Source organism: Acinetobacter sp. KS-LM10 (genome assembly GCF_036896575.1).
GTDB lineage: Bacteria > Pseudomonadota > Gammaproteobacteria > Pseudomonadales > Moraxellaceae > Acinetobacter > Acinetobacter avistercoris.
On the sequence record NZ_CP145906.1, the window covers coordinates 277,072 to 300,465 of the forward strand.

Below are 23,394 nucleotides of genomic sequence, written 5' to 3' on the forward strand. Positions count from 1 at the left end.
CTAAAAATTATGCGAACAAATAAAAAATGTATGAATGTTATTGACTAATGCACGCTGTTACGGCTTAATACACGGCATCGGCGTGATAGCTCAGTAGGTAGAGCAACGGATTGAAAATCCGTGTGTCCCCAGTTCGATCCTGGGTCTCGCCACCATATTTAAAAAAACCTCAAACACAGTTTGAGGTTTTTTTTCGTCTGTATTTGTCTCTAATCATACCCAATAAATAATACCCAATAAATAAGATCCACTAGATAATACGCACTCGTTTCAAAAATAGTTTAAGGTGCATAATTGTGTGATTTGAATAGTTTTAAGTAAATATAGTGTGAATTGTTAGACATATTTTACTGTCATTTATCTAAAATTAGTTATAGTGCATTTAAAACAATAAGAAACAATCACTATGAAAGACTTATTTTCAGATGTGAGTGTGTTATATCAGCAGGCAAGGCCGATCTATCCACACAGCATCATACAAGAAATACTGAAGCATGTTCCCAATCGTCAATTTGTATGGGACTGTGGGGCAGGTTCTGGACAATTCACTCAACTCTTAGTGCCTTATTTTGAGCAAATTGTCGCGACTGATTTAAGTAGTCAACAATTGCATAGAGCAGCATATTTTGAAAATGTCAGCTATCAAGTTCAACAGGCTGAACAAACCTCATTTGCGGATCAGAGCTTTGACTTAATTACGGTTGCTCAAGCGATTCATTGGTTTGATTACGAGAAGTTCTATACAGAAGTGAAGCGAACGCTAAAAAAAGATGGTGTCTTGGCTGTTTTAGGCTATGGTTTAATCAAAGTAAAAGATGTTGAATTAAATCGTTTAATTCAGCAGTTATATTTTGAAACTTTAAAAGGCTATTGGGATGTTGAGAGGGCGCATATCGATCACGCTTATCAAACGCTTCCATTTCCATTTGATGAAATTGCAGCTCCAACCTCAGAAATGACATTCAGTTGGTCAGCTGAGCAATTATTAGGTTATTTAAATACATGGACTGGATTAAAGCATTACCGCAATAGTCACAACGCCAACCATAATCGTGAAAGTGCAGATCCATTATTGGCAATTGTAAATTATCTTAATCAAACGGAAAAATTGATTGATGTGCAATTTCCTGTTTTTATGCGGATTGGAAAGTTAAAAGCTTTGAAAAGAAAAAATAAAATCTCAAAGAATAAATCCCCAGTTAATATGATCTTAAAACGGGTTTCTTTGGGTTTAAAGGCATTCGCAGACGCATAATTGATGTATTAAAAATTTTAGTCAGCTTTTATGTTGATCATTTGAACAAGTTTTTTAAGCTTAAGCTTTTGTTTAAGTGAATTCATTCGTTTGGTCACTTATGTTAATTACTTATATTCCTCAATCAAGCGTTTACCTAAGCACACCACATCGATCTCTTCATAGCCTAATTGCTCATAAAAGCTATACACGTCGATATTCTCTTTACGGATAAGTAGTTGTAGTTTGGGGCAGCCTAGGGCAATTAAACGTTTCTCAAGCTGCTGGATGAGTGCTGTCGCGGTTCCATTGCGTTGATGATGTGGATGTACCGCTAAATAGTTTACCCATCCACGATGGCCGTCATAGCCGCCCATAAGCGTAGCAATCAACTCTTGATCTTTAACAGCGACCAGAAAGAGACCGTCTTTCTGAGCAACTTTTCTAAAGATATCAATTTCTGGATTATTCCAAGGACGAGTTAAGTCACACAGCTCCCATAACGCGATAATCTCTTCTAAATCGGAATCTAAATAAGCGCGAATAATAAACATATTGAAGAACAATTCTGTTTTCTTGGTGCTTTGAGATTAAACCAGATTTGTATATATTGTAAGCAATATTTATTCATCATTGAATCGTCTTTTTCTTTCATAGATCAAAAATAAATCTTGGAGCGGCAATAAATCGACATGTCAAAATACCTTGTTTCTTTAGTAAATGATTAGGATGAGAGAATACTGATGATACGTTTGTAATATAAAAATGATTGATGAAACAAGCTTAGTCTTGAATTGTAAACTGGCTTTTAAAGCAATAATTTAAACAACAGTTAAAGCAATAAATTAAACAATAAAAAAAACGCCTCGAAAGGCGTTTTTTCTTTAATTCATATTTAAGCTGATTTAGCTTCTACATGAGATGCCAGCATATGACCTTGTTCTTCAAAGTTTGAATGCCAAGCCAATGCTTCACGAAGGATGTGAGGTGTTTGACCACCACGTTCGCAAGCACGGTTAAAGTAATCATTTAATGCATCACGGTACATTGGGTGTGCACAGTTATCGATTACTGCGCGCGCGCGTTCACGTGGCGCAAGACCGCGTAGATCTGCAAGACCTTGTTCAGTTACAAGTACATCGACATCATGACCTGTGTGGTCGATATGCGACGCAAATGGAACGACAGAAGAAATGTCGCCACCTTTTGCAATGGATTTAGTCACGAAAATTGCAATATGCGCATTACGTGCGAAATCACCTGAACCACCGATACCGTTCATCATTTTAGTACCGCATACGTGAGTCGAGTTTACGTTGCCGTAAATATCGAATTCAAGAGCAGTATTGATCCCGATAATACCGAGACGACGAACAATTTCAGGATGGTTTGAAATTTCTTGAGGACGAAGTACCAATTTGTCTTTGTACGCTTCAAGGTTGTTAAATACTTTTTCGCCATATTTAGCTGAAAGTGTAATTGAGCTACCTGAAGCAAACTTCATTTTACCAGCATCAATCAATTCAAAAGTACAGTCTTGAAGTACTTCAGAATACATAATCAAGTCTTCAAAGTTTGAATCTTTAAGACCGGTCAATACAGCATTCGCGATTGAACCAATACCTGCTTGTAATGGACCTAAGTTTTTCGGTAAACGCTCTTCAGCCACTTCTTTTTCAAAGAAAGCGATCAAATGGTTTGCAATACCTTGAGTCTCATCATCTGGTGCAGTTACGTTAGAAGGTGAGTCATGCAATTCATTGTTAAACACGATACCCACAATTTTAGATGGATCGATATTAATTGCTTGCGTACCAATACGTTCATCAATTTTCGTCAATGGGATAGGTTGACGAGTTGGACGATACGAAGGGATATAAATATCGTGTAAGCCTTCAAAAGCAGGGCTTAAATTAGTATTGATCTCTACAATCACTTGGTCTGCGAAAATAGCAAAACTTGCCGAGTTACCGACTGAAGTTGTAGGAATAATGCCACCATCTTCAGTAATTGCGATTGCTTCAATAATCGCGATATCTGGCTTTTTAATTTGCTTGTTACGCATTTGTTCAACAGTTTCAGACAAATGCTGGTCTATAAACATTACTTCGCCTTTGTTGATGGCTTTACGTAATGTGTTGTCTACTTGGAATGGGAGACGACGAGCCAATACACCTGCTTCAGTCAACTTTTTGTCTAAGTCATTACCTAAAGAAGCGCCCGTGATTAGAGTTATTTTTAAGGGATCAGTATGAGCGCGGTCCACCAATGCCAACGGAACAGCTTTGGCTTCACCTGCACGAGTGAATCCACTCATACCTACAGTCATGCCATCTTTGATAAATGCAGCTGCATCTTTTGCACTGATGACTTTACCGTGAAGTGATGCTAAACGGATACGATCTAATGACATTGCTTACTCTCTTGATATTCAGGATCTGGCACCGATTGTACCGATCAAGGAGGACATTGTGCATACCTGTTAGGCTAAGGTCTAATTTTTTGCAGAAATGTAGGTATAAATTTCACTTATGATTATTAACTTATTGAAAATAATAATTTAAATAGCTGCTGAGCAATCATTAAACAAAATCAAGTGTTGTTTAATTAATCAAAACTTAAAAGCGATCAACAAGTGTCTGTTTCAATTTACCCAAGGTGTTACTGCTTGAAATTTCAGCGTTTTGTGTGCCGTTAAGCGGTAGATAAATAATGGCTTCTAAGCCCCCTTCAGGGCGATTGTGAATAATAAGTTCACCTTGATGAATATCTACAATTCGTTTCACAATTGCCAAACCCAGCCCACTTCCTTGAATGGTTCTTGCTTCATTACCACGAACGAAAGGTTGCATGAGATCTTCAATTTGGTTTTCAGGAATACCATTTCCATGATCGGCAACAATGATTTTAATTTTTTGATCTTCAATATCCACTGAAAGTTCGATGGGTTCGGCACCATAGCGTTTCGAATTATTGATCAAATTACCGATTAAGCGTTTCAATGAAAGTGAGCGTACAGAAATAATTGGAAGTTCTTGAGGCTCAAAGCGAATATCGAGCGGTTTGAATTGAATCACGAGTTCTTGAAGCAGGGCATTGATATTGGTGTCCTGTAATTCCTCATCTGAGCCATCACGCATGTAGGAAATAAACTGATTTAAGATGGCATCCATATCTTCAACATCATAAATCAAACCTTCTTTTAAAAAGTCCTCATCTGGCATCATTTCCGCACTTAAGCGAATGCGTGTGAGAGGTGTGCGCAAATCGTGGGAAATGCCGGCCAACATAATCTGCCGTTCACGTTCGGTTTGCTCCAAAGTATAAATCATGTGATTAAAGGCTTGGTTCACCTGACGTATTTCTAGTGGTCCATGATTGGTCTCTAAATAGGGTGCTTTGCCTGTTTTACTATAATTATTCGCAGCATTCTGTAATCTGCGTAATGGCCGGTTGAGCTGGCGAACCAAAATTAAAATAATCATTCCAGCGCTAAGAGGAACACCGAGCAGCCAAGCAAGAATGAGCTCAGGACTATAGTTGGCATAGGTCTTAAGCGGCTCTTGCACCCAGTTTCCATTCATTTCAGGCGTTTGAATCCAAATGCGAGGACTGGGTTTAAATTGGAAATATACGGTGACGTTAGGCACATTTAATTCGTTGGCTAATTTTTCTTCTATTTGATTGGTAAAGAATTCAGCGATTACTTTTTCCCGCTGATTTGGAAACTCATCAGGATTCGTAATGTATTCAATGCCTACGCGTTGTTTCAGCCATTGGTTGGTATCCAGCTGAGTATCGCCATGAAATATTTTTAGATCAGGATTATTGATGATCTCAAGTTCAGCCGCCAGATAGCGCGCATGTTGTTGAATTTCGGGCAGGTAAAGCGTTTTCCAAAAAAACCACAAGGACATAAATAAACTAAAAAGAATCACGAATAAGACCAATACCGTAGTCCGCATCGCTGCTGAGCGAGGTTTTACTTTATCTAAAAATCGCTCCCAAGGCGTACGTTTACGCTCTGAGTAAGCTTCAAATTCGTTAAATTTTTGCGGATCAATGGGGTCTAGTTTCACACATGATTCCTGTGATATTATTTATAGAAAACGATTATGCTGGGTTTGTAAGCAGGTAGATTTAACTTAAGTTTATAAATTTAACTTTTATCAATTTAACTATAAATATATTGGGTATCGTTTTTAAGTTTCAGCTTGAGATATTCGAGACTGGGTTCGTTTAAACTAAAGCCGCGTTAGATTGCAGAATTAGATCGCAAAACCAGAAGAATCAAGTTAAATAAACTTGATTCTTCCTTTTAAATTTTACTCAGCACCATCTGGAACAAATACATATCCGACGCCCCATACCGTTTGGATATAACGGGCACGGGCAGGATTTTCTTCGATCAAACGACGTAGACGTGACACTTGAACGTCAATTGAGCGCTCCATTGCACCCCATTCACGTCCACGTGCCAAGTTCATTAACTTATCACGAGTTAATGGTTCACGAGGGTGTTGTACCAACGCTTTGAGTACGGCAAACTCGCCTGTTGTTAAGGTAACGACTTGTCCTTCACGGGTCAGGGTGCGAGTGGATAAATCCAAAGACCACGGGCCAAAAGAAATCACTTCAACATTTTGGCTTGGTGCGCCCGGCACTTCACGGACTTGACGACGAAGTACAGCACGAATACGAGCTAACAATTCATTCGGGTTGAACGGTTTTGGCAAGTAGTCATCTGCACCTGCTTCCAAACCTGCAATCCGGTCTGAATCGCTACCACGAGCTGTAAGCATAATTATTGGTGTGTCAATATTTGACTGACGTAAGCGTCTGCAGATGCTTAGACCATCTTCAACAGGAAGCATGAAATCTAAAACAATTAAAGAGAACAATTCACGTTGTAACAATCGATCCATTTGCGTCGCATCATGTGCTGTTTTTACCACAAAACCTTTATCTTCTAAAAAACGCTGCAAAAGGGTACGTAAACGCACATCATCATCGACAACTAAAATGCGTTCGACTCGGTCAGTTTCATTGTGTACAACATCTGTATTTTCAGCAGGTACAACCAAACTCATGATGCACTCCCTTTTAGGTTGTATTTATAAATATTTGTAAGTCTCAGTATAAAGCCTAAGTTCTTGTTAAGACTATGTATCAAATTGCTCAAAATTACAATTTTAAGCGTGGATTGAAACCAAATAACAACATCTTAAAGCACTTTTACTATACCTGAAGTTTATCTTATTCATAACTTAGTTTTAATCATCTTTTAGAGATTTTGCTTTATTCTAAATATTTGTTTATTATGGATTATTAAATATTAATTTTCAAAGTTTAACAAATCAAGATGATGTTGGTATGATCGATTTTGGCGTGAATTGAAATGCGTGATATAAAAGTTGACTAATGTCATATTGATTGCTTTAATTTTAATCTAAAATAATAAAAAGCAAAGGTTGAATAATGAAATTAATAGGTAAATATATGCAAAAAAAAAGTTTTATTAAAAATTTCATTGTAAATATTCAAAACAACTGTGGATTTTATAGTCTCGGTCTTTATAATCACTAACTTTTAGTCCTTATCCTTGTGGAATTTAACACGATGACTGACTTAGTTCAGCAGTTGGCAAGTGAACTTGCCGTACGTCCAAACCAAGTAGAAGCTGCCATTAAGCTGATTGATGAAGGTTCTAGTGTTCCATTTATCGCACGTTACCGTAAAGAAGTAACGCAAGGCTTAGACGATACACAATTACGCCAACTTGATACGCGATTAACTTATTTACGTGATTTGTTTGAGCGCCGTGAAAAAGTTCTTGAATCACTAAAAGAACAAAATAAGTTAAGCGATGATTTACTTGCTCGTGTGAATGCAGTTGAAACAAAAAATGCATTAGAAGAAATTTATGCACCGTACCGTCCTAAGCGTACGAGTAAATCTTTTAAAGCAAGAGAAGCTGGTCTAGGTCCGATTGCAGAGAAAATTCTCGCAGATCAGGTCGAGCCTTCTGAAGCATTGGCTGGATTTAGCCATGAGAATTATCCAGATTTAGACAGTCAATTGGATGCGATTCAACACATTATCATTGATGATTGGGCGCAAAATATTGCACTAACCACAGAGCTTAAAACAACTTTCGCAAAGACTGCGATGTTGAAAAGTGCAGTGGCTTCTGATGAAAAGAAAGAAGTGGGTAAAAAATTCCGCGATTATTTCGATTTCTCAGAAAATTTAAATAAAGTTCCATCCCATCGTTTATTGGCCATGCTACGCGGTCGCCAAGAAAATGTATTGGGCTTAAAAGTAGATGGGCAAGATGATGCACCATTGGCACGTATTGAGACTGAATATAATTTAGATCAAGTTCAGCCGCAAACACGTCAAGATTACTTAAAGCAAACGGCTAAGTTGTTTTGGTTAGGTAAAGTGCGTCCACAAATTGAACATTCATTATTAACTGAAAAGCGCCTATCTGCTGAATCTGAAGCAATGGATGTTTTTGCAGAGAATCTCCGTCATCTATTATTGTCTGCGCCAGCAGGTGCACGTACCACTTTGGGTGTAGATCCTGGGATTCGTACAGGCGTGAAATTGGCTGTTGTGAATGCATCTGGGGATGTGTTGGCACATAGCACCATTTATCCATTTGCACCGAAAGAAGACAAAGCGGGTTCACTGGCTGAATTAGAACGTCTTTGCCGTGAATTCAATGTTGATCTAATCGCAATTGGTAATGGAACTGCAAGTCGTGAAACTGAAGCAGTTGTGGCTGAAATGATGACAGCAAATGCTGATCTTAAGCTCACACGTGTTTCTGTTTCTGAAGCAGGTGCATCCGTTTATTCAGCGTCTGAACTTGCTTCTGCTGAGCTGCCTGAGCTAGATGTTTCGATTCGTGGTGCAGTTTCAATTGCACGTCGTTTACAAGATCCATTGGCCGAGCTGGTGAAAATTGATCCTAAGTCGATTGGTGTGGGTCAATACCAACATGATGTCAACCAAACAGGTTTAGCAAAAATGCTAGAAACCGTGGTTGAAGACTGTGTGAACTCAGTGGGTGTAGATGTTAATACGGCATCTTCTGCAATCTTGGGTTATATCGCAGGTTTGAACAAATCAATTGCGCAACAGATTGTTGATTTCCGTAAAGAAAATGGTCGTTTTGACAACCGCCAAGCTTTAAAAAATGTACCACGTCTAGGCGAGCGTACTTTTGAGCAAGCGGCAGGTTTCTTGCGTATTCAAGATGGTTCTGAACCACTCGATGCATCTGCTGTACATCCTGAATCATATGCATTGGTCAATAAAATTGTTGAAGCGAAAGCAACGACAGTGAAAGATATTATTGGTAATACTGAAATTATTCGTCAGGTGGATGCTGAAGCATTTGTGGATGACAAATTTGGTTTACCTACGATTAAAGATGTCTTAAACGAATTGGATAAACCGGGCCGTGATCCACGTCCAGAATTCCGTACCGTGAAATTCCGTGAAGACATCAACAACGTTTCGCAATTGACTGAAGGTCTACAGCTTGAAGGTGTGATCACCAATGTGACTAACTTCGGTGCATTTGTTGACATCGGCGTTCATCAAGATGGCTTGGTGCATATTTCAGAACTTGCGAATGAATTTGTTGCAGATCCACATAAAATTGTAAAGCCAGGTCAAATTGTACAAGTTCGTGTATTACAAGTAGACGCTGAACGTAATCGTGTCAATTTGTCTATGCGTCCTGAAGGTTCTGAAGCACCTGTGAAAGCGCCACGTCAACCTCGTCGTGAGCCAGCAAATGCTGAACAACGAACTGAACGTAAGCCTCAAGCAAAACGTCCTCAACAGGCTCGTCCGCAGGGTGATCGTCCACAACAAGCGAAGAAACCACAATCGGCTAAACCACAAGAAGCTAAAATTGGTGGTTTAGGTGCATTGTTACTCCAAGCAGGAATTAAAGGTTCGAAATAATACTCGGATCTTAATCATTAAGAGCATTTGCTTCATGGCAAATGCTCTTTTTTTATGCGAAGAATATGGGTGTTAACGTTCTTAAATGTTTAAAGTAAAATTTTACAAACGTTTAAACCAAATATAACCCCAGTACGTCGCGATTGGGATGATATAGAGGATTAAATGAATAGGTAATTCTTGAGCGAAAGTATAGCCATGCGACATGCCAATACGTAAATTCCAGAGAATAAGAATGAGCCAGATGATGCTGAATATAATGCCGATGACGATACGGTTTTGTACGGGTGTCAGCCATAATGTGATCGTGCTGATAAGTAGACCAAGAATAATGATGATGAGGGTTCGCATTTTTTATTTTTTCCAATTAATATTTTTATTTGAATGAGGTGATGCGCATTTCAGTGATTTTATTTGCATGTGTCGTAAATACAAAGCGAGAGTCACCAGAATAAAAGTTACTTTTCCAACTCGCATCAACGATCGTTTTATTCCCTTCGGTCAAAATATTTAAAATCTTCAATTGTCCTTTTGCACCGATAAACTCTTTATCGCTCCATGCTCTTATTTTATCGCGAACTTGGAAAACTCTACCCCAGTCATTAACGATGGCTTGTGTTGAAAATAAACTTAGCCAGCGTTCAACATCTCCTGCATTTACTGCCTCGATTTGTTGTTGTACGGGTATCGGAAGTTGTTGTTTGGTTGCTATCGTTTTTGATGTTTGGGTGGGCGTTGATGCGATACTTTGCAATGTCGTAGCGCCAATAATCAGGAGCAAAGAAATCATTCGACGTGATGAAACAAAGTTTTTAATCATGCTGAGAACTCTTTATAACGTGCTGTGTTTATAAAGTAAGGTATTTAAATAAAATGAACTATTTAAAAATAAAACCATATTAAAAAATGAAGCATTGAAAATGAACCTTCACAAGATTTTGCGAAGGTTCAAGCTGTTTTTATAAAATTGAACGATTAATTCAAAAATCAAAATTAACGTGTGGTATAGCCGCCATTTGCAAAAATAGTTTGACCGGTAATCCACCAGCCATCCGTGATGAGAAAGCGGATTAGTGGTTCTATATCTTCAATACGCGTTAAGCCACCTAGCGCTGATGCAGATTTATGATAAGCGACAGCTTCAGAAGATTCCTGTCCATAAAAGAATGGTGTATCCATTGGGCCTGGAGCAACAGCAGTTACGGAAATTCCACGCTCACCAAACTCTTTGGACGCTGCACGGGTAAAATGCTCAACAGGTGCTTTCAAACCGCCATATGTAGAGTACAAACCGGTATAAGCTGCCAACAAGCTGGTGACAATGGTACAGATCTTACCGTTGTCATTTAAATGCTTACCTGCAGATTGAATAAAGAAATATGCAATTTTAGAGTTGATGTCACTCATGTCATCGTATTAGTCTTCAGTTGTTTCTAATAATGGTTTTTTTAATACACGACCGACGGTGTTGATGGCGATATCGACACCGCCAAATTCAGATTTTGCACGAATAAATAATTCTTCAATTTGACTGATATTAGATAAATCAGCTTGGACTAAAACCGCTTTTACGCCATAGCTTAGAACCGCTTTTAATGTTTCTTCAGCATCTGGACGGGTTTCTTCACTATTATAATGAATGAGAATATTGGCACCTTGTTCAGCTAATTTTCTTGAAATTAAGCCGCCTAAATTTTTGGCACCGCCAGTGATCAGCACAGATTTATCTTTTAGAACGTGTGTAGTTATCATTGTTAATCCTGTTCCATGTGATTTAGTTCACAAAAATAGTAATTGATGTAATATCGATAACATAGTTATATAACTTGCATAGATTGTTTTAAAAAGTTGAATAATAAAAATGGATAAAATCGAAAAACTAAAATTATTTTGCCTTATCGCACAAAAAAAGTCGTTTTCACAAGCAGCTTTAACATTAAATTTGCCAAGATCAACAGTGACGCATGCGATTAAGTCCTTAGAGAAAGAGTATGAGGTCTTATTGTTTTATCGATCCACCCGCAATGTGAGTTTGACGCATGAGGGCAGCATATTTTATCTGGAAGCTGCAAATGTTATTCGTCAGCTTAAAGAATTAAATAGAGTGAAGGTAAATAAAAATCATCAACATGGTGAAATTTCAATTGGGTTACCTCTGAGATTAGCGACACAACTCTTGATTCCATCTTTATATGAATATTATGCGATGTATCCTCAGGTTAAGATCTTGGTTAACAGTCAAGATGCCTATTCAGACCTGATTGAAACGGGTTTGGATTGTGTGATTCGTGTTGGTTCAGTACAGACGGATAGTTTGATTGCCCGTGAAATTGGCTATTCAGCGCTTATTACATTGGCCTCTAAACCGTATATTCATCAATACGGCTTACCTGATGTGGCAAAACTTGAACGACATAAAGCTGTTGCCTATCTGACGGATAAAAAAATGCATAACTGTATACAGTTAGCCTTTGAACAAGATTGTTATGCCGTTGGTTATGCCATTATGGTTGAAGATACGGAAAGTTATATTTCAGCTGGATTGGCAGGTTTGGGGATGATTCAGATTCCTGAATTTGATGCGAATCAAGTATTAGAGACGGGGCAGATGCAAGTCTTATTTCCCAATATTAAACCGGCATCTCTTGCGGTCAATATTTTAATAACTGATCGAAAATATCGACCCCAATATCTCAATGATTTTCTAGATTGGCTGGAAAAAAAGATGAAAGAACATTTGAGGTCTCAGGCGAAGCCTTTTGTTGATCGAAGGCTTAGATAAGGGGAACAATCCAACTGGTGATAATCAATAAAATACCGAAATGACCCATTTTACGAGAAACTTTGACAAAGGTTGGTGCTGGTTTTTCGAGTTGATTCGCATAATCCTGCAAATTTTGCGCTTTACTGCTACGGCTATGCCAGAGAAATACGGCGAGGTCGATACAGACTAAAATTGTACCCACATTAGCAACGGTATCCATCATGTCAAATTGATTTAAATGAACGCTCATCCCGATTTGAAAACACAGAAAAATTGCAAAAGCGATTGCAGCATATTGTAGAAATAAAGCAAATAAACGCATACATCAACATAAGAAAAAATGATGGGTGATTTATATCATAAATTAAAAAATATCATCGGATTAATTAATTATTCTAAGCACGTTTTTTTATTTTTTCACTCTACTCGATAAATTTAAAGGGAGTGAAAGTTTGATATGTTTTTTAAATCTTGTCATAAATTTATAAGATTTAGATGCTGTTGATGTGTGGATAAATAGAGCGAGATAAAGCGTAATCATTAAAAATACAAATTGAAATAAAGTGTCTAATGTATAAACATGCAACTGAATTAACTCAAAAAAATTAATTGAAAATAGCGTTGCACAAAGAAAGAAAAAAATTTTATAAAGATAAATGGATCGCATTAGGCGTCTTCTCAATAATGTTATTTAATAAGAATGACAATGAATTCTTAAACAAAAATTAAAAAAAGCCAAAGATTTGTAACAGATGTAAAATGATTAAATACAATACAAGACCTTAATTGATAAGGTCTTTTGTTACTTAAATTGTTGTTTTAATTTGAATATTTAGATAAATTCTACCAGTGTTCACCAGGGAATAATCGAGCATATGCACGTTGGATAAGGTTCAACTTTTCTTGTTTTCCGACGGAAGCAGAAGAACTTGGAAATAAGTTGAAACCGATGGACATGAGTTTATTGTTAACATCTGGAGCAATGGAGTAGGTGATCGCTGCTAAACGCCCTAAATGAGTCGCCACTTTTTTAGGGCGTTTAACAATTGCAAAAGCGATGAGATCTGCTGCTGCTTCAGGTGTTAACGCCGGAACATACTTATACATTTTGGTTGGTGCAATCATGGGGGTACGCACCAAAGGCATATACACAGAGGTAATCGCGATTTTATGTGAATGAACTTCGGCTGAGAGACAACGGCTGAAAGCATCGAGAGCGGCTTTTGAAGCGACATAAGCAGAAAAACGAGTTGCATTTGCAAGTACGCCAATCGAACTGATGTTGATAATTTGTCCAGCTCTATTTTCCATCATCTGCGGTAAAATATTTAAAATTAAACGCACCGATCCGAAATAATTAAGCTGCATGGTACGTTCAAAGTCATGGAAACGATCGACTGATTCGCTTACTGCACGTCGAATTGATCGTCCTGCATTATTAATCAAAATATCAATATGATCGACAGATTCAAGAATTTGCTTAGAGACATCATCAATCGCCTCCATATTATTTAAATCACACGGAAAGACGCTGGCTTTACCGCCTTTAGCCTCAATATCAGCTTGTGCTTGTAATAGTGCTTCTTCAGTACGAGCAACTAAGAGTACATGTGCGCCAGCTGCAGCAAGCTTATGCGCAACCGTTAACCCAATGCCGCTGGAAGCGCCTGTGATTAAAACAACTTTTCCATGAACTTTACGCTGAAATAGCTTTTCTAATTTTTGTTTCATATCATTTTTCCTATTCGATACATATCTCAGTCATGCAGCATTGATACGGCAAGAAGACTCAATGTGATGGATTTATACGCGTTAGATGTCACAAATGATAATCAAAAAATAAAAAAATACTACCGATAAATCATTGAAATTAAAAATTATTTTAGAGTGTTTGCTCTAATTTATAATAATTGACTGAGTTTTAAAACAATATATTTGAGTTTAAGGTAAATGTAAAACAATACAAGGTTTGCATCTTTAAAATTCGATCAAACCTTGTATTTGTACGAATTAAACTTGAGCGAGCGCTTGTTCTAAATCAGCAATAAGATCGTCTGCATGTTCAATACCAACCGATAAACGCACCATGTCTATGCTGACACCAGCGGCTTTTAATTCTTGTTCATTTAATTGGCGATGTGTGGTTGTCGCCGGATGGCAGGCCAGACTTTTTGCATCACCAATATTCACAAGACGTGTAAACAATTGCAGAGCATCAATAAAGCGTGTTCCGCCCTCTAGGCCATCTTGTACACCAAAGGAGAGAATGGCAGAGGGTTTACCTTTCACGTATTTTTGCGCCAAAGCATGTTGAGGATGATCTTTTAAACCCGCATAGTTCACCCATTTTACTTTTGGATGTGCTTTTAAATATTCAGCCACTTTCAGCGCATTTTCAGTATGGCGTTCCATGCGCAAACTCAGCGTCTCTAGCCCTTGAAGAATGAGGAAAACATTTTGTGGGCTGATTGCAGCGCCTGTATTTCGTAAAGGAACAACACGAGCACGGGCAATATATGCAGCTTCGCCTAAAGCTTCAACGTAATTGACCCCGTGATAACTTGGATCAGGTGTGTTGAGTACTTTAAAGCGCTCAGGATATTTACCCCAAGGAAATTTACCGCTATCTACAATAATTCCACCAATGGAATTACCATGACCGCCAATGTATTTGGTTAAAGAGTGGACAATGATATCTGCACCAAAATCGAAAGATTTTTGGAGGACAGGCGTAGCAACAGTATTGTCTACAACTACAGGAACACCATATTCATGAGCAATTTTAGAAATAGCTTCAAGGTCAATAATATTACCTAAAGGGTTGCCGATTGATTCCACAAAAACCAATTTCGTTTTTTCGTCAATAATTGAGCGTAATGCTTCAGGATTTTGATAATCAAAGAATCGAACCTCAATTCCTTGTTTTGGCAAACTGTGTGCAAATAGATTGTAAGTTCCGCCATAAAGTGTCGATACCGATGCAATATTGTCACCAACTTCAGCAATGGTTTGTATCGCGTAGGTGATTGCTGCCATACCAGACGCTAAAGCAAGTGCCCCAATTCCGCCCTCAAGTGCTGCTACACGTTGCTCTAGAACCGCTGTGGTTGGATTCATGATGCGAGTATAGATATTACCTTGAACTTTCAAATCAAATAAATCAGCACCATGTTGCGTGTTATCAAAAGCATATGATGTGGTTTGATAAATAGGGACGGCCACAGCTTTGGTGGTTTGTTCAGGACTATAGCCTGCGTGGATCGCTAGAGTTTCATCTTTGTAGGTCATAATATATTCATTATTGTGGATTAATTGTTGATCAAATATAGCATTTATAATTTTTAATTAAACTTATATATTATTGAAAAAGTTATCTAAATTGTTTATATCAACGAATTTTGATTCATTGAAAAAATATAAAAATGAAGATCATGAAATGTCGGTTTTTTAAACTTGTAACAATGCATTGAAGAAGTGCTTTATATCTTATGTTTTTAGTGTATTCATCGTATAATGCGCGATGATTTTTTCGCTTTTGCGAATTTTTGGTTTTTCTATAGAGGAGTCCTACGTGGCCCAATATATTTACACGATGAACCGTGTGTCGAAGATGGTTCCGCCGAAACGCGAAATCCTGAAAGACATCTCTTTATCATTTTTCCCAGGTGCTAAAATTGGTGTACTTGGTTTAAACGGTGCTGGTAAATCTACTTTGCTTCGTATTATGGCTGGCGTAGATAAAGATTTCTCAGGTGAAGCACGTGCTCAACCGGGTATCAAAATCGGTTATTTAGAGCAAGAACCACCTCTAGATGAAACTAAAGATGTGCGCGGTAACGTTGAAGATGGCTTACGTGAGCCACTTGATGCTTTGGCACGTTTAGATGAAGTATTTGCAGAATATGCCGCTGAAAATGCTGACTTTGATGCACTTGCAAAAGAGCAAGAGAAGTTGGAAGCGATTATCCATGCTTGGGATGCGCATAATTTAACCAACCAAATGGATCAAGCTGCTGCTGCCTTGAACCTGCCTGCTTGGGATGCGGACGTTAAATTGCTTTCAGGTGGTGAACGCCGCCGTGTTGCACTGTGTCGCTTGCTACTATCTAAGCCAGATATGTTGCTTCTTGATGAACCGACGAACCATTTAGATGCGTCATCTGTTGCTTGGTTAGAACGTTTCCTTAAAGACTTCGCTGGTACAATCGTTGCCATTACGCATGACCGTTATTTCTTAGATAACGTTGCAGAGTGGATTCTGGAGCTTGACCGCGGCATGGGTATTCCTTATCAAGGGAACTACACTTCTTGGTTAGAGCAAAAGAATGCGCGTTTAGAGCAAGAGAACAAGCAAGAAGAATCTTTTGCGAAAGCATTGAAGAAAGAGCTTGAATGGGTTCGTTCAAATGCAAAAGGTCAGCAAAAGAAAAATAAAGCGCGTATGGAGCGTTTTGAAGAACTGAACTCGCGTGAATTCCAACAACGTAACGAAACGTCTGAAATCTATATTCCACCTGGTCCACGTCTAGGTAACAAGGTTTTAGAAGTTGAAGGCATTAGTAAGTCGTTTGATGGTCGTACGCTTTATAAAGATTTAACTTTTACTGTACCACCAACAGCGATTGTCGGTATTGTCGGTGAGAATGGTGCCGGTAAAACGACGCTATTCCGTATGATGACTGGCGAGCTACAACCAGACACAGGTACTGTGGTACTCGGTGAGTCGGTTAAAGTGGCGTATGTGGGGCAGATTCGTGACACGCTCGATAATGATAAAACAGTCTGGGAAGAAGTGTCTGGCGGTTTAGACATCTTAAAGATTGGTGAATATGAAATTGCGTCTCGTGCGTATATCGGTCGCTTTAACTTTAAAGGTCAAGATCAGCAAAAACGCGTAGGTCAATTGTCAGGGGGTGAGCGTAATCGTTTGCAACTGGCAAAAATCCTACAATTGGGCGCAAACGTGATCTTACTCGATGAGCCATCAAACGACTTGGACATCGAAACTTTACGTGCACTTGAGGATGCAATTTTAGTATTCCCAGGTACAGTAATGGTGATCTCGCATGACCGTTGGTTCTTAGACCGTATTGCAACACATATTTTATCATTTGAAGGTCAGACACCAGAGTTCTTTAACGGTAACTATACTGAGTTTGAAGAATATCGCCGTAAACGTGATGGTGATGATCTTGTTGCTAAGCGTCAAAAATACCGCAAAATTGGTGGTTAACTTCTAATTTTGAGAAAATAAAAAACCAGCCTTAGGGCTGGTTTTTTTGTCTGGCATTATTATGAGAATGCGAGATGGTTCAATGCTCTTTGCAACGCTACTTTTGCTTCAGGATGCCCTTGGCAGGCTGCTTGATTAAGCCATTTTTCAGCTTGCGTATAGTTTCGATCTAACCCAAAGTCACCATGTAGATAACTTAAGCCCATTTTATATTGTGCTTCCTTATCGCCACGTAAGGCGGCGCGTAGATACTGCCACATTACATTTCGAGTATGATGATCTTGAAAAAATTTTTCGTTAGACTCTAAACGCGTATTGGACGCGTTTAGCCAGTGATTATTTGATTGAATTGGCTCGTTTAAATTATTTTTAAGATTTTTTAAAATGTGAGCAAACATATAGACCTCCTTGCGAATCCGTGCATAAAGTGAGACTTACAATTTCAATGTATATGTTTTTTGTTATTAATCAAATGTTTTCATCAGTTATATGTGATTTTTTTGTAAGAAACTTCTGTAAATAATGTTTTACAATCCATTTTCTTATTTATTTTTTAATTTAACCTTCATAAAGCTAACAATGAAGCAATAAAAATCACAGTAAACTTAATTACTGTGATTTAATCAAATAAGAAAACGGTTAAACAAATAAAATTAAAGTTTTAATGCGATGGAATTAATTTTCCCATTCATTGTTGCAATCACGGCATTTCCATTTTTTTTGCGACTGCATAAAAGCTTGCATCGAGATTTTGAAGTCAGGTAAATCACGCCAAAACATTACACCTGCAATCAGACTTGCGATGAACACCACTACAGTTGCGATTTGTAATGTTTGTCCTGCACCATTGCCAAAAATCATCATGACGACGCTACTGACAATTAAAAGCAAAAGGATAAAAAGTGTAGGGATGAGGAAAATTAGACTTTTAGGTACATTCGGTCGTACAGCAGGAGCATTTGCACTTGCGAGTGGCATAATTTTACGACTTTGACATTTAGGACATTGGTATTGCATGACGACTCCAGCATTCTTTTGAGCAATTCTATAACATTGCAGTCAAAATCAAAAATTAAGAGATAAAAAAAAGCCACTGAGTAGATCAGTGGCTTTTTAGAATTTGGCGTCCCTACGGGGATTCGAACCCCGGTTACCGCCGTGAAAGGGCGATGTCCTAGGCCTCTAGACGATAGGGACAATATCGAGGCAACACTGCTTAACCTTTTGAGTTTAAGCACTAAGTTATTCACTCAGCTTGTGTGAGCGCTATATTAGGGACATCGCACTCATCCGTCAACATTAAATTCAATTATGCTTGATCAACTGCATCATTTTTCGGCAGTTTTAAGCTTTCATTGAGTTTTTCCCAAACTTTCGCTTCTTTTTTGCTCGGACCGCCGACAACTTCCAAAGCATGACGTAAACGCGCAAAGGTAAGATCAGGACCGATCGTCACCATTGATTGCATGACGGGCGTTGAAGAGGTCGAGCCTGCGATTGCAATAAAGAACGCTGGCATGAAATCACGCAATTTAATTTCCATCTGTGTTGCCAAGTCCATTAAAGTTTGACTCACAGTGTCATTATTCCATGTAAACAAACTTTCTAAACGCCAAATCGCAAACTGAAGACTTTGACGAACTTGTTCTTCAGATAGCTTTTTACTTTCAAATTGTTCTTTAGAAAGATTCGGGAATTGATTGAAGTAAAAACCAGCCCAATTTACAGCTTCAGATAATAAGTTGATACGCGGTTGGATCGCGGCAGCAATGCCTTCAAGCATTTTACGATCTGCTTTCCATGCCAATAAAGTATCTAATAATTCAGCAGGTGATAGCGCTTTAATCCACTGACCATTTAGCCAATTCAGTTTTTCAACATCAAAAATTGGCCCGCCTAAAGACACACGTGTGATGTCAAAGTTTTCAATCATGGCATCTAAAGTAAATTTCTCACTTTCGTCAGGCATTGACCAACCCATACGGCCCAAATAGTTCAGTAAAGCTTCTGGTAATACACCAATGTCTTTATAGTAATTAATTGAAGTTGGGTTTTTACGTTTAGATAATTTTGATTTATCTGGATTACGTAATAATGGCATGTGACACAATACAGGCATGTCCCATCCAAAGTACTGGTACAACAATTGATGTTTAGGAGCAGATGGAATCCATTCCTCACCACGGATTACATGAGTAATCTGCATTAGATGGTCATCTACTACATTCGCTAAATGATAGGTCGGTAATCCATCAGTTTTCAGTAGAATTTGCATATCTACTTGTGCCCATGGAATTTCAACTTCACCGCGCAACATATCATTAAATTTACAAATTCCCTCGGTCGGGATTTTCATACGAATGACGTGTGCTTCACCTGCAGCTAAACGACTTTGAACTTCTTCGTTTGATAACAATAAACCACGACCATCGTAGCGTGGCGATTCGCCGCGAGCTTGCTGTTCAGCACGCATTTGATCTAATTCTTCAGCAGTTGCAAAGCAATAAAAGGCATGACCTTTTTCGACCAAATCAAGGGCGTATTGTTTATAAATACCCATACGTTCAGATTGGCGGTAAGGGGCATATGGTCCACCAATATCTGGTCCTTCAGACCAGTTCAAACCCAACCAGCGCAACGAGTCTAGAATCATTTTCTCAGATTCAGGTGTTGAGCGTAGTTGATCAGTATCTTCGATACGAAGAATAAATTCGCCATTATGCTGTTTAGCAAAACATAGATTAAACAAGGCGATATAAGCTGTTCCTACATGCGGAAAGCCAGTTGGAGAAGGTGCAATACGTGTACGAACAGTCATGGCTGAAAGGGTATTCATCATATAAATTAAGTTTATTATAACGAAAAAGCCCAACCGCTTAATGATTAATTCATCAATTCACAGTTGGGCTCGGTATCTTTCTTAGATTATGTATTAAAAAACAAAAAATCTAAAAATAAACGCTATAAAATTAAGACGGGTGTTGCGGAAAAATGGTTTGCATTAAACGTGAAAAACGTTGATTTTGCTCTGCAAAAAAGTTTTGAGTCGGTGCAGATGAAATTGAAGTCAAAACTTTAATCGGTTCATTATTGACTAAAAGCTTATTTTCACCACGGTCAAGTTTTTGTTGTGTCAAAGCTTTTTCAATCGGTGTTTTTTGTTTCTCAACTTGTTTTTGCAAACCTGCTGCATGTGTACCTTGAGCAAGACATCCCAAGGTTAAACTTAAGCAAATTGCTTGATATAAATGTTTCATTCCAATCTTCCCCTAATTGGTATTGTTGTATAAAGATTAACATTGGCTTAGATTTTAACCAAAAATACCACATAAACAACAAATACGTCACACTTTTTTTACAAAATAATATGAATATTCACTTTATGAGTGATTATTTTGATCTTTATGTGCGTACAACTTTGATTTTAGCAATTAAAGAGAAAGCAATCATGTAATTTTTTTTGTTTAAAAAATAGGGGTATAGAGTGAAATGTCACAATTAGTGGTGATAAATGATGATTTGTAGATATCTGAAAAACTGAACATTTTTTCTTAAATAGTTATAAGGTTATGATTGTATTAGTAAAAAAATAAAAATATAGTGCAAACATACAACAACAAAATGTTACAGCGATTATGAATAAAATTATATTAAGCACTTTAATTGTTTTTGGGGCATTCACCAGCGGCACAGGGTATGCAAATAAATCTTTTCTAAATGTTTCATACGATCCTACACGTGAATTTTACCAAGAATATAATGAGCGTTTTGGTGATTATTGGAAAAAAGGAACTGGACAAGAGGTACAGTTTAAACAATCACATGGCGGTTCAGGCAAACAAGCACGAGCTGTCGCTACAGGCTTACAAGCGGATGTGGTCACCTTAGCATTGGCCAATGATATTGATGAAATTGTTAATGCTGGTTTTATTGATAAAAACTGGCAGAAAGAATTTCCAAATAATTCTGCACCTTATACCTCCACGATTGTTTTTTTAGTGCGTAAAGGAAATCCTAAAAACATTAAAGATTGGAATGATCTAATTGAGCCTGGGGTGGAAATTATTACACCGAATCCAAAAACGGGTGGTGCTCCACGTTGGATTTATCTCTCAGCTTGGGGGTATGCTCTTAAGCAACCGAATGGTACTGATGCTAAAGCGAGAGATTTGGTCAAAAAACTGTATAAAAATGTAAAGGTTCTGGATTCTGGTGCGCGTGGCTCACTCACGACTTTTGCTGAACGAGGCATTGGTGATGTGTTGTTGTCTTGGGAAAATGAAGCATTACTTGCAACCCAAGGTTTGGGTAAAGATAAATACGATATTGTTTATCCTTCCATTTCAATTCTTGCTGAACCCTCAGTCGCAATCGTAGATAAAACAGTTGATAAAAATGGTAATCGTAATTTAGCAAAAGGCTATTTGAACTATTTATATTCACCACTTGGACAAGAGTTGGCAGCCAAACATAATTTCCGTCCGCGTAATCCACAAGTGGCTGCTAAATATAGACAGAAATTTCCAAATCAAAAAACATTTACCATTGATCAAGTTTTTGGAGGTTGGGCTAAAGCACAGCAAACGCATTTTGTGAATGGTGCGATTTACGATCAGATGGTTGAGGAAAAGTAATCAAATAATCAAGTTTAGATTTATAAAAGTAAGTCTGCAAAAAAGAATGTGTTTTACACATTCTTTTTTTATTTAATAAACTTGTTTCATAGCTCAAAAGGTGATCATTAATTCGTCATAGAATTGATATGTTAAAATTTCTTATTCTTATGAGATAAGGTTAGGTTGAGGGAATAATAATCATGATTATGTTGTAGAAATAAAGACTTTTGAAAAAATTCCAATAACGATTTAATTTGATAAGCGTTGTATTTAAATATCAGCATTGCTAGCTCAAAGTTAAATGATTGAATTGCGGTTTGTAAGTGAATTTCATATATTGGTAAACAATATTTATGCTAAAAAATGAGTTGATATGAAATCGCAACTAAAAACATTAATGACTTCGTTGTCTTTATTGGTTGGTGTGGTCGTTGCTGTTCCGACAGCGCAGGCTGCGGATAAAGAGTTTTTAAATGTTTCTTATGATGCGACACGTGAGTTCTATGATGAGTTTAATAAGTCATTTGGGCAATACTGGGAGAGTCGTACAGGAAATTCTGTGCACTTTAAGCAGTCTCATGGTGGATCAGGAAAGCAAGCACGTTCGGTAGTTGATGGTCTAAAAGGAGATGTGGTTACTCTAGCTTTAGCCAACGATATTGAAGAAATTGTAAAGTCTGGTCAGATTAATGCGGGATGGCAAAAAGAGTTCCCAAATAACTCAGCACCATATACATCGACCATCGTCTTTATGGTGCGTAAAGGTAATCCTAAAAAAATTAATGATTGGTCAGACCTTACCAAAGCAGGTGTTGAAATTATCACACCAAATCCCAAAACTGGCGGTTTACCTCGTTGGGTTTATTTGTCTGCTTGGGGATACGCACTTAAACAACCAGCAGGGAATGAAGCCAAAGCAAAAGAGTTTGTCGGCAAAATGTATCGCAACGTGAAAGTGATGGACTCAGCTGCAAGAGCTTCGATGACGACGTTTGCTGAGCGTGGTATTGGGGATGTATTGCTTACTTGGGAAAATGAAGCGCTTGTAACACAGAAAGTATTGGGTAAAAAAGATTTCGAAATTGTCTATCCTTCGATATCTATTTTGACTGAACCGTCTGTGGCTATTGTAGATAAAACAGTAGAGAGAAATGGTAATAAATGGTTGGCAACGGGCTATATTAATTACTTATATTCTCCGTTAGGCCAAGAAATGGCGGCAAAATATTTCTATCGTCCACGCAATGAACAAGTGTTAGCGAAATATTCTGCTCAATTTCCAAAGTTAAAAACGTTTACGATCGATGAAGTTTTTGGCGGTTGGACTAAAGCTCAACAAACACATTTTGCGAATGGTGCAATCTTTGATCAAATCTACAATAATCGTCGTTAATTGATTGAAGTTATTGAAAAATAATAAAAAAGTCTCTTTGTGAGGCTTTTTTATTATCTAAAAAGGCTTTTTGAAACGGTTTTCTCTATGAAAAGTAATATTTACCTACAAAAAGTCGTTTGGAGCTTTGCGGAAACAAGGTAATAATGTGCAGTTAAATTTCCCCTGATT

At 37.8% G+C, this 23,394-nt stretch carries 19 protein-coding genes, 2 tRNA genes and 1 pseudogene; 7 read left to right on the plus strand and 15 right to left on the minus strand.

Translation table 11 applies throughout. The features are described 5' to 3' along the window. Positions 1-79 precede the first annotated feature (79 nt). Positions 80-155 (plus strand) — tRNA-Phe (locus tag V5M36_RS01245). A gap of 251 nt (positions 156-406) precedes the next feature. Beyond that, positions 407-1,255, plus strand: coding sequence for a class I SAM-dependent methyltransferase (locus V5M36_RS01250; protein WP_338561203.1), 849 nt, complete (start codon positions 407-409; stop codon positions 1,253-1,255). A gap of 107 nt (positions 1,256-1,362) precedes the next feature. On the opposite strand, the gene V5M36_RS01255 is transcribed toward V5M36_RS01250, so the two are convergent. From V5M36_RS01255 to ompR, 4 genes are all read right to left on the minus strand, one after another. Next, positions 1,363-1,788: a GNAT family acetyltransferase gene (locus V5M36_RS01255; RefSeq protein ID WP_338561205.1), complete on the minus strand. Its 426-nt coding sequence runs from the start codon at positions 1,786-1,788 to the stop codon at positions 1,363-1,365. A 341-nt stretch (positions 1,789-2,129) separates the two neighbouring features. Then, the gene (locus tag V5M36_RS01260) at positions 2,130-3,647 is read right to left on the minus strand and encodes an acetyl-CoA hydrolase/transferase family protein (RefSeq protein ID WP_338561208.1); all 1,518 of its coding nucleotides are present in this window, start codon (positions 3,645-3,647) and stop codon (positions 2,130-2,132) included. A gap of 205 nt (positions 3,648-3,852) precedes the next feature. After that, positions 3,853-5,313 carry an ATP-binding protein gene (locus V5M36_RS01265; RefSeq protein WP_338561211.1) on the minus strand — a complete coding sequence of 487 codons (1,461 nt, stop codon included), beginning with the start codon at positions 5,311-5,313 and terminating at the stop codon, positions 3,853-3,855. Between the two features lie 246 nt (positions 5,314-5,559). After that, the gene (gene ompR / locus V5M36_RS01270; RefSeq protein WP_338561213.1) at positions 5,560-6,324 is read right to left on the minus strand and encodes an osmolarity response regulator transcription factor OmpR; all 765 of its coding nucleotides are present in this window, start codon (positions 6,322-6,324) and stop codon (positions 5,560-5,562) included. A gap of 529 nt (positions 6,325-6,853) precedes the next feature. Between ompR and V5M36_RS01275 the strand changes: the two genes are divergently transcribed. Beyond that, on the plus strand, positions 6,854-9,217 hold the full coding sequence (locus V5M36_RS01275; protein ID WP_338561215.1) for a Tex family protein: 2,364 nt from the start codon (positions 6,854-6,856) through the stop codon (positions 9,215-9,217). A gap of 102 nt (positions 9,218-9,319) precedes the next feature. Here the strand turns inward: V5M36_RS01275 and V5M36_RS01280 are convergent, their stop codons facing one another. The 3 genes and pseudogenes from V5M36_RS01280 to V5M36_RS01290 form a co-directional block, all read right to left on the minus strand. Then, a complete protein-coding gene (locus tag V5M36_RS01280; protein WP_338561216.1) occupies positions 9,320-9,568 on the minus strand; it encodes a hypothetical protein in 249 nt (82 codons plus the stop codon). 25 nt (positions 9,569-9,593) lie between these two features. Continuing rightward, positions 9,594-10,037, minus strand: a complete 444-nt coding sequence (locus tag V5M36_RS01285; RefSeq protein WP_338561217.1) for a nuclear transport factor 2 family protein — start codon at positions 10,035-10,037, stop codon at positions 9,594-9,596. 173 nt (positions 10,038-10,210) lie between these two features. Further along, positions 10,211-10,966, minus strand: a pseudogene (locus tag V5M36_RS01290) (SDR family oxidoreductase). Between the two features lie 112 nt (positions 10,967-11,078). Between V5M36_RS01290 and V5M36_RS01295 the strand changes: the two are divergent. Beyond that, positions 11,079-11,999 (plus strand): LysR substrate-binding domain-containing protein, encoded by a 921-nt coding sequence (locus V5M36_RS01295; RefSeq protein WP_338561218.1) that lies wholly within the window; start codon positions 11,079-11,081, stop codon positions 11,997-11,999. On the opposite strand, the gene V5M36_RS01300 is transcribed toward V5M36_RS01295, so the two are convergent. From V5M36_RS01300 to V5M36_RS01310, 3 genes are all read right to left on the minus strand, one after another. Next, on the minus strand, positions 11,992-12,303 hold the full coding sequence (locus V5M36_RS01300) for a hypothetical protein (protein WP_338561220.1): 312 nt from the start codon (positions 12,301-12,303) through the stop codon (positions 11,992-11,994). The two genes, V5M36_RS01295 and V5M36_RS01300, sit on opposite strands and share 8 nt — an antisense overlap. 521 nt (positions 12,304-12,824) lie before the next feature. After that, positions 12,825-13,712: an SDR family NAD(P)-dependent oxidoreductase gene (locus V5M36_RS01305; RefSeq protein WP_338561222.1), complete on the minus strand. Its 888-nt coding sequence runs from the start codon at positions 13,710-13,712 to the stop codon at positions 12,825-12,827. A gap of 279 nt (positions 13,713-13,991) precedes the next feature. Then, positions 13,992-15,269, minus strand: coding sequence for an O-acetylhomoserine aminocarboxypropyltransferase/cysteine synthase family protein (locus V5M36_RS01310; protein ID WP_338561224.1), 1,278 nt, complete (start codon positions 15,267-15,269; stop codon positions 13,992-13,994). Positions 15,270-15,552: 283 nt separating this feature from the next. Here V5M36_RS01310 and ettA point away from each other — a divergent pair, with 283 nt between their 5' ends. After that, positions 15,553-17,214, plus strand: a complete 1,662-nt coding sequence (ettA, locus tag V5M36_RS01315; protein ID WP_338561227.1) for an energy-dependent translational throttle protein EttA — start codon at positions 15,553-15,555, stop codon at positions 17,212-17,214. 59 nt (positions 17,215-17,273) lie between these two features. Here ettA and V5M36_RS01320 read toward each other — a convergent pair whose 3' ends face one another. The 5 genes from V5M36_RS01320 to V5M36_RS01340 form a co-directional block, all read right to left on the minus strand. Next, entirely contained in the window at positions 17,274-17,612 is a 339-nt protein-coding gene (locus tag V5M36_RS01320; protein ID WP_338561229.1) for a hypothetical protein, read from the minus strand. Between the two features lie 277 nt (positions 17,613-17,889). Continuing rightward, positions 17,890-18,231 carry a hypothetical protein gene (locus V5M36_RS01325; protein ID WP_338561231.1) on the minus strand — a complete coding sequence of 114 codons (342 nt, stop codon included), beginning with the start codon at positions 18,229-18,231 and terminating at the stop codon, positions 17,890-17,892. A 104-nt stretch (positions 18,232-18,335) separates the two neighbouring features. Continuing rightward, positions 18,336-18,411 (minus strand) — tRNA-Glu (locus V5M36_RS01330). 112 nt (positions 18,412-18,523) lie between these two features. Continuing rightward, a complete protein-coding gene (gltX, locus tag V5M36_RS01335; RefSeq protein WP_338563967.1) occupies positions 18,524-20,032 on the minus strand; it encodes a glutamate--tRNA ligase in 1,509 nt (502 codons plus the stop codon). 151 nt (positions 20,033-20,183) lie between these two features. Next, positions 20,184-20,471, minus strand: a complete 288-nt coding sequence (locus V5M36_RS01340) for a DUF4179 domain-containing protein (RefSeq protein ID WP_338561233.1) — start codon at positions 20,469-20,471, stop codon at positions 20,184-20,186. A 378-nt stretch (positions 20,472-20,849) separates the two neighbouring features. Here V5M36_RS01340 and V5M36_RS01345 point away from each other — a divergent pair, with 378 nt between their 5' ends. Both V5M36_RS01345 and V5M36_RS01350 read left to right on the plus strand, forming a co-directional pair. After that, positions 20,850-21,848: a sulfate ABC transporter substrate-binding protein gene (locus tag V5M36_RS01345; protein WP_338561235.1), complete on the plus strand. Its 999-nt coding sequence runs from the start codon at positions 20,850-20,852 to the stop codon at positions 21,846-21,848. A gap of 355 nt (positions 21,849-22,203) precedes the next feature. Next, a complete protein-coding gene (locus tag V5M36_RS01350; protein WP_338561238.1) occupies positions 22,204-23,223 on the plus strand; it encodes a sulfate ABC transporter substrate-binding protein in 1,020 nt (339 codons plus the stop codon). Positions 23,224-23,394 lie beyond the last annotated feature (171 nt).

Excerpts from the sequence above, each read along its gene's own strand:
- V5M36_RS01250 (WP_338561203.1), top strand. The coding sequence starts at position 407 with ATGAAAGACTTATTTTCAGATGTGAGTGTGTTATATCAGCAGGCAAGG.
- V5M36_RS01255 (WP_338561205.1), bottom strand. The coding sequence starts at position 1,788 with ATGTTTATTATTCGCGCTTATTTAGATTCCGATTTAGAAGAGATTATC.
- V5M36_RS01260 (WP_338561208.1), bottom strand. The coding sequence starts at position 3,647 with ATGTCATTAGATCGTATCCGTTTAGCATCACTTCACGGTAAAGTCATC.
- ompR (WP_338561213.1), bottom strand. The coding sequence starts at position 6,324 with ATGAGTTTGGTTGTACCTGCTGAAAATACAGATGTTGTACACAATGAA.
- V5M36_RS01275 (WP_338561215.1), top strand. The coding sequence starts at position 6,854 with ATGACTGACTTAGTTCAGCAGTTGGCAAGTGAACTTGCCGTACGTCCA.
- V5M36_RS01280 (WP_338561216.1), bottom strand. The coding sequence starts at position 9,568 with ATGCGAACCCTCATCATCATTATTCTTGGTCTACTTATCAGCACGATC.
- V5M36_RS01285 (WP_338561217.1), bottom strand. The coding sequence starts at position 10,037 with ATGATTAAAAACTTTGTTTCATCACGTCGAATGATTTCTTTGCTCCTG.
- V5M36_RS01295 (WP_338561218.1), top strand. The coding sequence starts at position 11,079 with ATGGATAAAATCGAAAAACTAAAATTATTTTGCCTTATCGCACAAAAA.
- V5M36_RS01300 (WP_338561220.1), bottom strand. The coding sequence starts at position 12,303 with ATGCGTTTATTTGCTTTATTTCTACAATATGCTGCAATCGCTTTTGCA.
- V5M36_RS01305 (WP_338561222.1), bottom strand. The coding sequence starts at position 13,712 with ATGAAACAAAAATTAGAAAAGCTATTTCAGCGTAAAGTTCATGGAAAA.
- V5M36_RS01310 (WP_338561224.1), bottom strand. The coding sequence starts at position 15,269 with ATGACCTACAAAGATGAAACTCTAGCGATCCACGCAGGCTATAGTCCT.
- V5M36_RS01320 (WP_338561229.1), bottom strand. The coding sequence starts at position 17,612 with ATGTTTGCTCACATTTTAAAAAATCTTAAAAATAATTTAAACGAGCCA.
- V5M36_RS01325 (WP_338561231.1), bottom strand. The coding sequence starts at position 18,231 with ATGCAATACCAATGTCCTAAATGTCAAAGTCGTAAAATTATGCCACTC.
- gltX (WP_338563967.1), bottom strand. The coding sequence starts at position 20,032 with ATGACTGTTCGTACACGTATTGCACCTTCTCCAACTGGCTTTCCGCAT.
- V5M36_RS01340 (WP_338561233.1), bottom strand. The coding sequence starts at position 20,471 with ATGAAACATTTATATCAAGCAATTTGCTTAAGTTTAACCTTGGGATGT.
- V5M36_RS01345 (WP_338561235.1), top strand. The coding sequence starts at position 20,850 with ATGAATAAAATTATATTAAGCACTTTAATTGTTTTTGGGGCATTCACC.
- V5M36_RS01350 (WP_338561238.1), top strand. The coding sequence starts at position 22,204 with ATGAAATCGCAACTAAAAACATTAATGACTTCGTTGTCTTTATTGGTT.